The 11,371-nt window shown below is 58.4% G+C and carries 11 protein-coding genes and 1 pseudogene; 6 read left to right on the forward strand and 6 right to left on the reverse strand.

What is annotated here, in order from left to right; all coding sequences use genetic code 11:
* Positions 1-63 precede the first annotated feature (63 nt).
* From dusA to Q1V60_RS17980, 4 genes and pseudogenes are all read right to left on the reverse strand, one after another.
* A complete protein-coding gene (dusA, locus tag Q1V60_RS17965) occupies positions 64-1,050 on the reverse strand; it encodes a tRNA dihydrouridine(20/20a) synthase DusA (RefSeq protein ID WP_300633051.1) in 987 nt (328 codons plus the stop codon).
* Between the two features lie 83 nt (positions 1,051-1,133).
* Positions 1,134-1,409, reverse strand: a complete 276-nt coding sequence (locus Q1V60_RS17970) for a type II toxin-antitoxin system RelE/ParE family toxin (RefSeq protein WP_300633053.1) — start codon at positions 1,407-1,409, stop codon at positions 1,134-1,136.
* Positions 1,406-1,648 (reverse strand): annotated as a pseudogene (locus Q1V60_RS17975) (CopG family transcriptional regulator). Before Q1V60_RS17975 ends, Q1V60_RS17970 begins: the two are co-directional and overlap by 4 nt.
* A gap of 104 nt (positions 1,649-1,752) precedes the next feature.
* On the reverse strand, positions 1,753-2,199 hold the full coding sequence (locus Q1V60_RS17980; protein WP_300633055.1) for a thiol-disulfide oxidoreductase DCC family protein: 447 nt from the start codon (positions 2,197-2,199) through the stop codon (positions 1,753-1,755).
* A gap of 255 nt (positions 2,200-2,454) precedes the next feature.
* Between Q1V60_RS17980 and Q1V60_RS17985 the strand changes: the two genes are divergently transcribed.
* The 3 genes from Q1V60_RS17985 (at position 2,455) to Q1V60_RS17995 (ending at position 5,278) form a co-directional block, all read left to right on the forward strand.
* Positions 2,455-4,209, forward strand: coding sequence for a multicopper oxidase domain-containing protein (locus Q1V60_RS17985; protein ID WP_300633057.1), 1,755 nt, complete (start codon positions 2,455-2,457; stop codon positions 4,207-4,209).
* 338 nt (positions 4,210-4,547) lie between these two features.
* Entirely contained in the window at positions 4,548-4,913 is a 366-nt protein-coding gene (locus Q1V60_RS17990) for a DUF6124 family protein (protein WP_300633059.1), read from the forward strand.
* A gap of 146 nt (positions 4,914-5,059) precedes the next feature.
* Positions 5,060-5,278, forward strand: coding sequence for a hypothetical protein (locus tag Q1V60_RS17995; RefSeq protein WP_300633061.1), 219 nt, complete (start codon positions 5,060-5,062; stop codon positions 5,276-5,278).
* A 249-nt stretch (positions 5,279-5,527) separates the two neighbouring features.
* Here the strand turns inward: Q1V60_RS17995 and Q1V60_RS18000 are convergent, their stop codons facing one another.
* Complete coding sequence (locus tag Q1V60_RS18000) at positions 5,528-6,715, reverse strand: MFS transporter (protein WP_300633063.1); 1,188 nt, start codon at positions 6,713-6,715, stop codon at positions 5,528-5,530.
* A gap of 481 nt (positions 6,716-7,196) precedes the next feature.
* On the opposite strand from Q1V60_RS18000, the gene mqo reads away from it, so the two are divergent.
* Positions 7,197-8,843 carry a malate dehydrogenase (quinone) gene (gene mqo / locus Q1V60_RS18005; protein WP_300633065.1) on the forward strand — a complete coding sequence of 549 codons (1,647 nt, stop codon included), beginning with the start codon at positions 7,197-7,199 and terminating at the stop codon, positions 8,841-8,843.
* Between the two features lie 62 nt (positions 8,844-8,905).
* Here mqo and Q1V60_RS18010 read toward each other — a convergent pair whose 3' ends face one another.
* The gene (locus Q1V60_RS18010; RefSeq protein WP_300633067.1) at positions 8,906-9,742 is read right to left on the reverse strand and encodes a LysR substrate-binding domain-containing protein; all 837 of its coding nucleotides are present in this window, start codon (positions 9,740-9,742) and stop codon (positions 8,906-8,908) included.
* Positions 9,743-9,839: 97 nt separating this feature from the next.
* Between Q1V60_RS18010 and Q1V60_RS18015 the strand changes: the two genes are divergently transcribed.
* Both Q1V60_RS18015 and Q1V60_RS18020 read left to right on the forward strand, forming a co-directional pair.
* Positions 9,840-10,739: a DMT family transporter gene (locus Q1V60_RS18015; protein WP_300633069.1), complete on the forward strand. Its 900-nt coding sequence runs from the start codon at positions 9,840-9,842 to the stop codon at positions 10,737-10,739.
* A gap of 133 nt (positions 10,740-10,872) precedes the next feature.
* Complete coding sequence (locus tag Q1V60_RS18020) at positions 10,873-11,202, forward strand: YXWGXW repeat-containing protein (RefSeq protein ID WP_124422839.1); 330 nt, start codon at positions 10,873-10,875, stop codon at positions 11,200-11,202.
* Positions 11,203-11,371 lie beyond the last annotated feature (169 nt).

Here is an 11,371-nt window from a genome sequence, read left to right on the forward strand (position 1 = left end):
GTGAGCCGCGACAGCACCGCTTGTTGACCGAGCGCAGGACCAAGTTGCGCCTAACTGCCCCGGTCAACGCCCTTCCAACAACTCCCCAGCCTGATCCAGCAATGCCAACGGATCCGCCGCCTTATGAATATCCACCGACAACAACTGCCTGAACTTGCGCGCCCCAGGAAACCCGGTGCCCAACCCCAATACATGCCGCGTAATGTGATGCATCGTCCCACCACTGGCCAAATGCTCGGCAATATAAGGCCGCAACTGCACCAACGCCTCCGCCCGGCTAATCACCGGCGCCTCACTGCCAAACAACCGCTGATCCACCTCCGCCAACAGATACGGATTGTGATAAGCCTCCCGCCCCAACATCACTCCATCAAACGTTTGTAAATGCTCCTCGCACTGCTCCAACGTCTTGATGCCACCATTCAGGATGATCTCCAACGCCGGAAAGTCCCGCTTCAACTGCGCCGCCACGTCATAGCGCAACGGCGGAATATCCCGGTTCTCCTTGGGCGACAACCCCTCCAGAATCGCAATCCGCGCATGCACGGTGAAACTGGTGCAGCCTGCGTCCTTCACCTGCCCGACGAAATCACACAATTCGGCATAACTGTCCCGACCATTGATACCGATACGGTGCTTCACCGTCACCGGAATCGACACCGCATCGCGCATCGCCTTCACACAATCGGCCACCAGGGCAGGATGAGCCATCAGGATCGCGCCGATCATATTGTTCTGCACCCGGTCGCTGGGGCAGCCGACGTTCAGGTTCACTTCGTCGTAACCGGCGGTTTCGGCCATGCGGGCGCAGGCGGCCAGATCAGCCGGAACACTACCGCCCAATTGCAGCGCCAGCGGGTGCTCGGCTTCGTTGTGGCGCAGAAAGCGCTCGTGATCGCCATGGAGGATCGCGCCGGTGGTGACCATCTCGGTGTAGAGCAGGGCGTGTTTGGAGAGCAGGCGCAGGAAGAACCGGCAGTGGCGGTCAGTCCAGTCCATCATGGGGGCGACGGAGAAGCGGCGGGAGAGGGGAGCGGTTTGTAGGGACATGGGGGATCTGAATCAACTAGGCGAATGGCGCGCAGTTTATCAGGAACGGATCTTGGGTGCCGGAGAGGCAAGTTTTGCGCGCATTACCACTTCGAACGAGGACGTTGCCGTGTGTGGAATATGCCAAGGATTTGCAGTCGATCACCCCGTACTCTATACGGGATCAGATAGGACCAATTGGGAACTGCCCATTCGGGGGTATGTTTCATCCGACCTTCGCGTCCGATGGAAGGAAACTGAGCCAGTCTGTCGACCCAGGCGAAAATGGCAGCCGAGAAGTCGTCAGCGGCTTTTGGATTTTCGAGAGCGATATAGTTCGCTTCGTCTTCCAGATTTTTGAGTGCTTTCAAGTCACTCAACCCGCGTTCCGACTCCAGCGCCTAGCGCGCATCGCTGCCACTTGGTCATCAGTGGCGAATTTGCTTTCGTCAGCTTCCTTTACCGCCAGCTAGATCTGAGCGGCCAGCGTTTTTTCGCGCTCGATGTAGTCGCGAAGGACGTCCATCGCCAGATGGCTCGCTGTTTGGCCGTTGGTTTTGGCCAGGTTGGCGAGAGAGTTGGACAAGTCTTCCGGCAGGATTAGGGATATCCCGGTCACGGCAGCCTCGATGATGGCGGCTGTGGGGCATCTATACCTTGGTGCGCTTGGTTGACTCAGCAGTCCGTCGTGAGATGTATCTGGAAGTGAATTGCTTTTTCTCTTTATCTCCGTGCTTTCAAAAACCGCCCATCGTGATCTGCCTCTGGAAGACGAGCGGAGTCGTACTGCCCAAACAACCTATAGCGGTTTATCGCGATTTTGTCGTACATCCAATCCCGCAGTGCTGTTGGGACGACCCGTGCAGCCGTTAGCCAGCGCCACGGAGCACTCAGGCGCGCCAAAATCTCGAACATCGCCTCGGAACGCACGGACACCCTGTCATTCGAGATGAGCACAATGGTGTTGAAGTTGTCCTGCGGTAGCCCCGCCCACTTCAATAGCGCTTGGCCTTCCGGCGATTGAACCGCTGCGAGCTGAATTCGATGAGCATGGTCATAATGGATAATGAACCGCGCCCAGCCGTTGCAAAGCTTGCAGGTGCCGTCGAAAAGCACAGCTGTGTCGTCCGGTCGTAGCAGAGGGGCGGGAGATTCGGGCTGAATGGTCATGGCCTACCAGTCCCTTGAAAGTAAAGCATTGTAAAAGATGTCATTTTGCTATCGCCTTTATAACTTAACGATCTTTAAACTCTCATTGCCTCTGCAACTGTTCAACTAATCTGGTTCAGGGTTGGCAGGATATGACAGGGAACGTTGCCGGGGCACCCCCGTGTCGTTGGCGTTCGCTTTACCTCATAAAGTTGTTCAATTCTCATAATGAAATGAAGCAGGCCCGCACCGGGCATCCTCAATGACGAGGTGAATATGAACGGACTTTTAAGCAAAAGCGCCCTGGCAACACTGGGATGCGTAGCGCTCCTCTCCATGTCTGGTATTGCACCGGCACAATCCGATTCCGTAACGTCCGAGGGGGCGGCAATTGCGGCTATACCGGGAGGATGCCCAAGGTTCACCGAAGGCGCGCAAGTGTTGACGCCTCCCGCGCTATACAGTCAAAACGGCACGCTCACAGTGAACTTCTCCTACCAGCAGAGTGTTGATGCGCAGCGGCGTACGCTTTACTGCTTCATGACCCCCGATGGCTTGCAAAACCCTACGTTGCACGTACTGCCCGGTGACAAGCTGACAGTGGTGGTTACCAACAATACGCCTCAAGGCGTTAACCAGATGAATCTTAACCCGCCTAACTGCGGCGCCAAATTCATGAACAGCACATCGGTGAACCTGCACTATCACGGAACCAATACCGCCCCGACGTGCGGCGGGGATGAGGTGATCAAGACCATCATCAATTCCGGTGAAACCTTTACCTATACGCTGGATTTCCCCACCGACGAACCGCCGGGAATGTACTGGTATCACCCTCACGTGCATGGGATTTCCGAGCCGGTGGTTATGGGCGGGGCGACCGGCGCACTGATTGTGGATGGGATCGAGCGTTTTTTTCCGGGAATCGGAGGAATACCGCAACAGATCCTGGTATTGCGTGATCAGCGCCAGCTCAACGACCTCAAAGAGGGGCAGGGTAACTGTGGGGTCGCCGTACCGTTCCGCGACGTCACTGTGAATAATGTGCCGGTCAATTCATACGCAGATAATAAGGGTGTTTCCTTTATCCCTGCCGTTCTGCCAGTCCCGGCCAAACAGGCGCAATTTTGGCGAGTCGCCAATATCTCTGCCGACTCAATACTTGATCTGAGCCTTGTCTACGACAATGTCCCACAGACGCTGAACCTGATCGCCATCGATGGCGTTCCAATCAACTCTCAGGATGGCACGGGTAGCGCGGGTCAAAGCATTGCGGTTGACCATTTCCGCTTGCCGCCGGCCTCGCGCGTTGAGTTCGTGGCAACTATGCCCGCAGCCACTGTGCAACAAGCCAGGCTGATGACCGCTAACATCAATACGGGCGCTGATGGCGATTGCAACCCGACCCGTCCGTTGATCACGCTTAACCCGGTGCCGAGCGCTGAGGCAAAGTTCGCCAGCGTGCCTGCGCGGCAGATTGCCGATGCGGCGGGACGGCGCTTTGCCGGGCTGGCGCAAGCTCCCATCGCGGCACAGCGCAAATTGTATTTTTCCGAAAGCGCCGACCAAAAAGAGTTTTACATGACGGTTGACGGTCAGGCACCCCATGTTTTCAACCCAGACGAGCCGCCGAGCATTACCACTACGCAGGGTTCAGTCGAACAATGGTCTGTGGAGAACCGCAGCACCGAAAACCATGTGTTTCACATTCATCAAATTCATTTTTATGTTCAGGGGCAGAATAACTTCGGCAAAGAGCCACAAGCGCCGGGGATTGTGGGGCAATACCTGGACACCATCGAGGTGCCGGCTTGGTCCGGCAACACACAGGACCCGTATCCGAGCGTGTCGCTGTTAATGGATTTTCGTGGCGAGGTGGTGGGGGACTTTGTCTTTCACTGCCATCTGCTGGGGCACGAGGATCTGGGGATGATGAGCATTATTCGGGTTAATCCTGCGTCGGGGAAAGTGGCGCAGGTGGGCGGGGCTTCGTTGCAGGGTTTGGGTGGTGCGCATCATATGGCGCATTGATGGGTTTGAGCGGTTAGGCGGACATACATCACAAAACTCTCCGGGGAAATTTCCCACGCTTTTCTCGGCTTGCCCCTCAGACCACCCCTAGCTAACCTCCTCAAGCCGCTGCCAATCCAGCGGCCGGATGTGGAAGTCCGTCCAAGCTGAAGGCGCTCAATCGCCCATAAACACCTACCGGCGTTTTTTTACGTCTGTATGATTGCTTATGGCGGCTGTGCGCGGGGCACTTCGGTGCGCCGGGTCCTTTAGCCCTGGTCTTCCACACCTGCGTACAGCTGCCACCCCTCATGTGGAAGTGAGATAGGCAGTTCCTTAAACGCTAAAGGAGCTTCGCCATGTACAAGGTCACACCTAATCCGCCTTATGCTTCAAACGCCGCATCCTCTGATTCCAAACTTCAAGCCGCAGCCCAGCGTGCAATCCATCATCACTTGCTCCCATCCGAGAAAGCTGCGCCCGTCGAACCCCCAATCGACAATCTATTCATCGTAAACCGAACCATCGACCCCGAAACCCTCCTGGCCAACGCCGCCGAAAACCTGGCATCCGCCAACGAAATGGCCGCCACCTTGGCGTTCGACCTCGACGACTCCCAACGCGCTATCGCCCTGGGCATTCAGCAGTTAATCGAGTTGAGCTCGCTGCTCGTTGACCGAGCCCAGGAGCAAGTTGCGCCTGTAACCGCCTCAGTTAAAGCCTGACATCCAACCCTGCCGCCTTGCTCCAAGGCGGCAACCTGAACTCATGCTGTCCCCCAGCAAAGTTTCATAATTCCCTGCGTCGTTGAGGTCTACGATCCCCTGCAAGAGAGGACCCCAGCGCCTCCCGCCCATAGGGAACTGAAACCATGATCTCGAATCTCGTCAAAGTTGTGATGATCACCGGCACGTTGCTGTTGAGTGCTTGTTCATCTTCACCAGCCGTGAGCAGTGACCCGTGCTTTTCAGGTGGATGCCAGGCGTTTGGAGACCACAGCCCCGGCAAAGCCGCCAAGATGAATTTTGGTGGCAGTGGGCTTGGGAATAGTTATGGGGAATATGGGACGGGGTTGTTACATGATGATTGATGTCGCGCTGGGCTGTTGTGCAGCCCGCTTGTGTGATGACGTGTAGGAGCGAGCTTGAACTCACTCGAATAAGATTTACGCATATCCAAACACCTCAAATTTGGGCGCTATCATAGCGCCCGAATGAAGTGTCCAAAATCATTAGGCCAGTTCAGCTTGCTCGCGAAGAACTTGAGAGCGCGATGTTGAATCAGGATACCCGCGTTATCGCTGGCGATTTTCGCGAGCAAGCTCGTTCCTACAGAAACCCTAGTGACCGCCTTTCATGCGACGCGCGATCAGGTAGATGCCCAGGCCGATCAACGCCGTTACCGCGCCGATGTAGCCGGTGCTCGTCCATCCCAGCCCGGCGGTAATCGCCATCCCGCCAAACCACGGCCCCAGCGCATTCGCCAGGTTGAACGCCGCATGGTTGGACGCTGCCGCCAGGCTTGGCGCTTCGTGGGCGATGTCCATCAGGCGGATCTGCAACGGGGCCGCCAATGCGACCATGGTGCCAACCAATCCCATGCTCAGCAGCACGCCCCACAGCGACGCTGCGGCGAAGGGGAAGAACAGCAATACGGCAATCGACCACACCAATATCAAGCCCACGGCCCGAAACTGCATGCGATCAAACAGCTTGCCACCGGCAATGTTGCCGATAATCCCACCCACGCCAAACGCGGCGAGCCCGAATGGAATCCACTGGGGCGACACTTTGGTCACTTCCAGCATGGTCGGCGCCAGGTAGCTGAATACGCAGAACATCCCGGCAAAGCCAATCGCGCCGATGGACAATGCCATCCAGACTTGAGGTTTGGTGAAGGCGCGCAGTTCTTTGCGCGGGTCGCTGCGTTCTTCGTCGTGGCGGTGCGGGACGAACTGCCAGACCAGGGCGATGGTGCACAGGGCGATCACGCTGACCAACGCGAACGCCGAGCGCCAGCCCAGGTGTTGGCCGAGGAAGGTGGCGATGGGGTTGCCGAGCAGCATGGCCAGGGTCAGGCCCATCATGACGCGGGCCACGGCGCCGGCGCGTTTGTCGTTGGGCACCATGCTGGAGGCGACCACGGCGGCGATGCCGAAGTAGGCGCCGTGGGGCAGGCCGCTGATAAAGCGGAAGGCCACCAGCGAGCCGAAGGTGGGGGTGAAGGCGGTGGCGAAGTTGCCCAGGGCGTAGAGGCCCATCAGTAATAACAGCATGTGTTTGCGCAGCAGCTTGGCGCCGAGGATGGCCAGCAGCGGGGCGCCGACCATCACGCCGAGCGCGTAGGCGCTGATGGCGTGGCCAACTTGCGGTTCGCTCAAGCCCAGGTTCTGGGCGATGTCGGGCATCAGGCCCATGATGGCGAATTCGCCAGTGCCGATTGCGAACGCGCCCACGGCCATGGCCGCTTCCATTTTGGCGGCACTGCGCGCGGGCAGCAGGTGCCCGGGTGTTTGGTGGATAGACATGGATCGCTCTGTTTGGATGAGGTGCACGAAAGACAGTCGCCGATGCTACGCATGCGACCGCGAAGGTGTCTAGAACAGCCAGGTTCCTGAGAGTTCCAGGCCTGTGACCCCACGTCGCGGCTGGCAGCCTTGACACCCGCGCGATAAAACCCGCGATTTAGGCCTGTCAATTGGCCAAACGGCGCATAAACGCTGTTTGGCGTGATATTCTGCGCGCCGTCTTGGGCTAGGCTTACCTTGGTGCGTACACCCGTATGCGTCCCAGCGGTTGGCTGTCGCCCAGGTAGCTGAAGCCAATAATGATAAGAAGTCAGCGCAGAAGGGACATAACAGTGAGGTCGATCCATCGGCCTTGTGTGCCCACCCTGCAGTCCTTAAGTGAATGTGCATACCCCGCGCTACGTTGCCTGATGTAGCGTGATGGAAGGTTGCTCATGATCGGGGCGGTAGGGCGGATGGCGTTTTATCATAGGTGCTACTGATGTTTAAGAAAGTAAACACTGCCCTGCTGGGGCTGGCTTTGTCGATGGGGATCACGTCCGCGCAAGCGGAAGAGGCAAAGAAAGTCGATGTGCTGCTGATCGGCGGCGGCATCATGAGCGCGACCCTGGGTGTCTGGCTCAATGAGCTGGAACCGGATTGGTCGATGGAGATGGTCGAGCGCCTCGATGGCGTGGCCGAAGAAAGCTCCAACGGCTGGAACAACGCCGGTACCGGTCACTCGGCCCTCGCTGAGCTGAACTACACCCCGGAAGACAAGAACGGCAACGTTGAGATCCCTAAAGCGGTCGAGATCAACGAAGCGTTCCAGATCTCCCGTCAGTTCTGGTCCTGGCAGGTCCAGCAGGGCGTGTTGAAGAACCCGCGTTCGTTCATCAACTCCACACCGCACATGAGCTTCGTGTGGGGCGATGACAACATCAAGTTCTTGAAAAAGCGCTATGAAGCGCTGAAGGCAAGCCCGCTGTTTGCCGGCATGCAGTACTCCGAAGACCCGGCGCAGATCGCCAAGTGGGTTCCGCTGATGATGGAAGGGCGTGACCCGAACCAGAAAATCGCAGCCACCTGGAGCCCGATCGGCACCGACGTGAACTTCGGCGAGATCACCCGCCAGTTCGTTGCCCACCTGCAAACCACCCCCAAGTTCGACCTGAAACTGTCGAGCGAAGTGCAGGACATCACCCGCAACGACGACGGTTCGTGGCGTGTGAGCTACAAAAACCTCAAAGACGGCACCAAGACTGAAACCGACGCCAAGTTCGTGTTCATCGGCGCTGGCGGTGGTGCCCTGCACCTGCTGCAAAAATCCGGTATTCCTGAAGCCAAGGAATACGCCGGCTTCCCGGTGGGCGGTTCGTTCCTGGTGACCGATAACCCAACCATCGCCGAGCAGCACCTGGCCAAGGCCTACGGCAAGGCTTCGGTAGGTTCGCCGCCGATGTCGGTGCCGCACCTGGACACCCGCGTGCTGGACGGCAAGCGCGTGATCCTGTTTGGCCCATTCGCAACCTTCTCGACCAAGTTCCTGAAAGAAGGCTCGTACCTGGACCTGCTGACCAGCACCACCACCCACAACATCTGGCCAATGACCAAAGTCGGTATTCGTGAATACCCGCTGGTCGAGTACCTTGCCGGTCAACTGATGCTGTCGGATGACGACCGCTTCAAGGCGCTGCAAGAGTACTTCCCGAACGCCAAGCAATCCGACTGGCGCCTGTGGCAAGCCGGCCAGCGTGTGCAGATCATCAAGCGTGACGAAGAGCAGGGCGGCGTGCTGAAACTTGGTACTGAAGTGGTCAGCTCCGCCGACAACTCCATGGCAGGCCTGCTGGGTGCATCGCCAGGCGCGTCCACCGCGGCTCCGATCATGCTGACCGTGCTGCAAAAAGTCTTCAAGGACAAGGTTGCAAGCCCGGCCTGGCAGGAAAAACTGCACCAGATCGTGCCGAGCTACGGCACCAAGCTGAACGACAGCCCTGAGGCTGTTGCCAAGGAATGGGCCTACACTGCCGGTGTGCTGCAACTGACCCCACCGCCAGCGATCCCGCAACTGGCTGCTCCGCAGGCCACCGAGGCTGCCAAGCCTGCGGCTGAGCCGAGCAAGCCGGCGTCTGATCTGGCGCTGTAAGCCACGTTAAGAAAAAGCCCGCTGAACCGGTGACGGTCAGCGGGCTTTTTTGTGCGCGGCATTCAGACCCTGAAGTGCCTGACTTGCTCGTACAGATGCAGGGCCAGTGCATTTGCGGTGTCGCACAGCAGGTACAGATGCTGCGCGGGGAGTGCCGGCAGTTCCGTCATTTGCCGCAGCCCGGCGCCCATGCGGCTTTCCTCCATCAGGCCCACGGCCACGCCGCTGCGCACACAAGCTTCTACCGCCGATGAGTTGGGGCTTTCCAGCAGCACTCGATGGTAAACCCCATGATCTTTCAACGCCTGTAACGCCGCCGCGCGATACGGGCAACCGGTGACAGGCACGGTGATGGGCAGCGGCGCGTTTGGCGGGCAACTGAAATGCTCGGCTGCGACCCACAGCGGTTGCACGGGGCCCAAACGTTCACCCTGTGCCAGCGGGTGTGCGCTGACGGTGATGGCCAGGTCCAGCTGGTTTGCCGTGAACAGATTCAACAATTCGCCGCTGGTGCGCGCTTCGATTTGCAGCTCCAGCAACGGGTTGTCGGCGATCAGTCGTGGCACAAATTCCTGGATGAAGGCGGGTGCGTAGGTGTCGGGCACGCCCAGGCGGATCTTGCCCTGCATGCGTTGGGGCATCAGCGAGATCAGCAGGCGGTCGTGGCTTTTGAGAAATTCGGTGGTTTCGCCTAACAGTTTGCGGCCGTACAGCGTCAGGTCCACGCCCTGGTTGCTGCGGCTGAACAGGCGTTGGCCGACCTGGTCTTCCAGTTTCTGAATATGGGTGGTCACGGTGGAAGCGCTGCGGTGCACATGCTCAGCGGCTTCGTTGAAGCGGCCAAAGCGCGCGACGGCGTGAAAGGTGCGCAGCAGATCGATATTCAGTTGTTTGGCCATGGTTTGATTTTTTCGGATTGATGGTGCAGTTAATTCAAATATACAGAAGAGTCCTCTGTCCCTAGCCTTGAAGTCAACTACAAAGGCTGGAGGCTCCATGAAGCGATCAACCCTGGGATTGCTGCTGTTGCAAGGCGCGTTTGTTCTGTCGTGGAGTTCGGGCTATATCGGCGCGAAGCTGGGCACCCAGGACGGCGGCGCGTTCAACCTGCTGTTCTGGCGATTCCTGTTGGTATCGCTGTGCCTGGGGCTGTTCTTGAACGTCAGGTTGTTGAAGGTTTCATGGGCGCAGGTCCGTCATTACGCCGTTATCGGTTGCCTGTCGCAGTTTCTGTACCTGAGCTGCCTGTATGTGGCGATCCAGAACGGTTTGCCGCCGGGTATTGCGGCGATCATTGCGGCGTTGCAGCCGTTGATGACCGCCGCATTGTCGACTGGCAGCGCAACCGAGCGCAGCGGTGGCTGGCAATGGGTGGGGCTGGTGATCAGCTTTGCCGGCGTGGCGATTGTGATCGCCGGGCAGTACAGCCATAGCGCAACGGGGCTTGGCCTGGTGATGTACGGGCTACCACTGGTGTCGGCGCTCGGGCTGACGCTGGCGACGCTGTACGAGCGCCGTTCGCCGCAAAGCAAGAATGTCGGCTTGCTCATTCCGTTGTTTATCCAATCGCTGCTGACCTTGATTGGGTTCACCGGCGCGGTGCTCTACACCGATACCCTGAGCATTCCCCATGACGCCGACGTACTGGTTTCGATTGTGTGGTTGACGGTGTTTTCCACCTTTGCCGCCTATTTGAGCCTGTGGAGGCTGCTTCGCATGATGACGGCTACCCAGGTTGCCGCATTGGTCTACCTGGAGCCCCCGGTCACCCTGGTATGGGCGGCGTTGATGTTCGGCGACAAGATCCATGCCTCGACCTATGCCGGCATTGCCGTCGTCATTGCCGGGCTATTGTTGTTGCGCCTGAAGAGACCGACCGTCGCCTGCGCGAGTTGAGGCCTGGGGGTTCAGCAATCTGACAGACATATCCTGTTAGAAATAAGCCATGCCCAAGCAGGAGGCCTGGCTGGAACAACGGGGGATTTCTTTCTGATGCAGGTGCAGGGCAATAACGCCCGAGGGTTTTCTTATGTTGCTACGTTATGCGGCAATGGCGGCGGTAGTCGTCGCGGCATCCGGGTGTGTACAAGAGCGTGTCGTGCATGAACGCCGGCCGGTACAACGTGAGTATGTGGAAGTCGTGGCGCCCCAACCGCCGCCGGTGCAGGTGATCGAAGTCGAGCCGGCGGCACGCGAAGGTTATATCTGGTCACGCGGTTACTGGCGCTGGCAAGGCGGGCGCTATGTGGCGGTGCACGGCCATTGGGAGCCGGTGCGCGAAGGTTATCGCTATGTGCATCCGCACTGGGTGCAGCGTAATGACGGGTTTCACTGGCAGGTCGGTGGCTGGGTTCGCTGACCGAGCGTTCTCTCCCGTTGCAGGAGCGAGCGAGACTGTCAGAAATTTTGTGTTCGGGCATAACATGTAGCTAGAGGTGCATGTATGCCGACAAAAAAGAAGCCCGCCAATGCAGCAGCGAGGGAGTTACCCTCGATCCCCCAAGAACTGATCGAGCAGTTTGTTAAAG

The sequence above is a fragment of the Pseudomonas sp. genome (assembly GCF_030147005.1).
Lineage (GTDB): Bacteria > Pseudomonadota > Gammaproteobacteria > Pseudomonadales > Pseudomonadaceae > Aquipseudomonas.

What these genes read in the sequence shown, in the direction of transcription:
- mqo (WP_300633065.1), top strand. Translation starts at nt 7,197, where the DNA reads ATGTTTAAGAAAGTAAACACTGCCCTGCTGGGGCTGGCTTTGTCGATG.
- Q1V60_RS17980 (WP_300633055.1), bottom strand. Translation starts at nt 2,199, where the DNA reads ATGACCATTCAGCCCGAATCTCCCGCCCCTCTGCTACGACCGGACGAC.
- Q1V60_RS18020 (WP_124422839.1), top strand. Translation starts at nt 10,873, where the DNA reads ATGTTGCTACGTTATGCGGCAATGGCGGCGGTAGTCGTCGCGGCATCC.
- Q1V60_RS18000 (WP_300633063.1), bottom strand. Translation starts at nt 6,715, where the DNA reads ATGTCTATCCACCAAACACCCGGGCACCTGCTGCCCGCGCGCAGTGCC.
- Q1V60_RS17990 (WP_300633059.1), top strand. Translation starts at nt 4,548, where the DNA reads ATGTACAAGGTCACACCTAATCCGCCTTATGCTTCAAACGCCGCATCC.
- dusA (WP_300633051.1), bottom strand. Translation starts at nt 1,050, where the DNA reads ATGTCCCTACAAACCGCTCCCCTCTCCCGCCGCTTCTCCGTCGCCCCC.
- Q1V60_RS18010 (WP_300633067.1), bottom strand. Translation starts at nt 9,742, where the DNA reads ATGGCCAAACAACTGAATATCGATCTGCTGCGCACCTTTCACGCCGTC.
- Q1V60_RS17985 (WP_300633057.1), top strand. Translation starts at nt 2,455, where the DNA reads ATGAACGGACTTTTAAGCAAAAGCGCCCTGGCAACACTGGGATGCGTA.
- Q1V60_RS17995 (WP_300633061.1), top strand. Translation starts at nt 5,060, where the DNA reads ATGATCTCGAATCTCGTCAAAGTTGTGATGATCACCGGCACGTTGCTG.
- Q1V60_RS18015 (WP_300633069.1), top strand. Translation starts at nt 9,840, where the DNA reads ATGAAGCGATCAACCCTGGGATTGCTGCTGTTGCAAGGCGCGTTTGTT.